At 67.5% G+C, this 1,038-nt stretch carries 1 protein-coding gene and 1 pseudogene; both read left to right on the forward strand.

All coding sequences use genetic code 11. The annotated features are described in order from the left end of the window. Positions 1–412 (forward strand): orotidine 5'-phosphate decarboxylase / HUMPS family protein (locus AC097L_RS26295; protein WP_479589628.1); only part of this gene is annotated, 412 nt, incomplete at its 5' end. A 132-nt stretch (positions 413–544) separates the two neighbouring features. Beyond that, positions 545–1,038: pseudogene (locus tag AC097L_RS26300) on the forward strand (hypothetical protein); the annotation flags it as partial.

Below are 1,038 nucleotides of genomic sequence, written 5' to 3' on the forward strand. Positions count from 1 at the left end.
AGGCGCGTTTTTGCTGTGCCGTACCTCCAACCCCGGCGGTGACGACCTGCAGCCCCAGCGCCTCGCCGCTGTGCCCGGCCAACCCCGGCTGTTTGAACACATTGCCCAGCTCACCCAGGGCCCGTGGAACCTGAATGGCCAGCTCGGCCTGGTCGTCGGTGCCACCTACCCGGCAGAAATCGCCCGGGTGCGCGCCCTGGCCCCCACCGTGCCGCTGCTGGTGCCCGGCGTGGGTGCGCAAGGCGGCGATGCCCGCGCCACGGTGCAGGCCGGGTGGACGGCCAACGGCCCGCTGGTCGTGAATTCGTCGCGGGCGATTCTGTATGCCTCCAGCGGCGACGACTTTGCCGATGCGGCCCGCCGCGTGGCCCTGGAAACGCGCGATACCTTGCAGGCCGCCCGGACGCTCTAGTGCTATAAATTGGATAGCTTCTTGCGCAGGAAGGGTGAGCGCTAGGGCCTATTTTTGTATACAGAGATGTGGCCCGCCAGCGGGATGCGGGTGGCTACACTGGGTGGATCTTTCTGTTCGCAGGAACCCGCTATGGATGCCACCGCCCTGGACTGTTCCGTCCCCGCCACGGTCCCTACCTCCGCCCCTGTGGCATTACCTTCGCTGGCGGCTCTGGTTGCGGCCAGCACGCTGGTGGCTTGCGGTGGTGGTAGCGATAGCAGCAGTGGCATTAGCGGGGGTACCACCACCAACACTGGCACCACCAGCACCAGCACCAGCACCAGCACCAGCACCAGCACTGGCACTAGCACCGGCACCGGCACCGGCACCGGCACCGGCACCGGCACTAGTGGTACCAGCGGTGGCACCACTAGCACCAGCACTAGCGGCACCAGTGGTAGCGGTGGTAGCGGTAGTGGCGATAGCGCGTCGGTTTCCAACCCCGCACCGATCCCGCTGAGCGACACCCAGGCCGCCCGGTTTCTGCTGCAAGCCCAACTCTCGGCATCGGATGCCGAGATGGCTGCAGTCCGCGCAGCGGGTGCCGCCGACTGGCTGGCCACCCAATATGCCACCGCGCCCGG

The organism is Rhodoferax sp. RT5P35, from assembly GCF_056521385.1.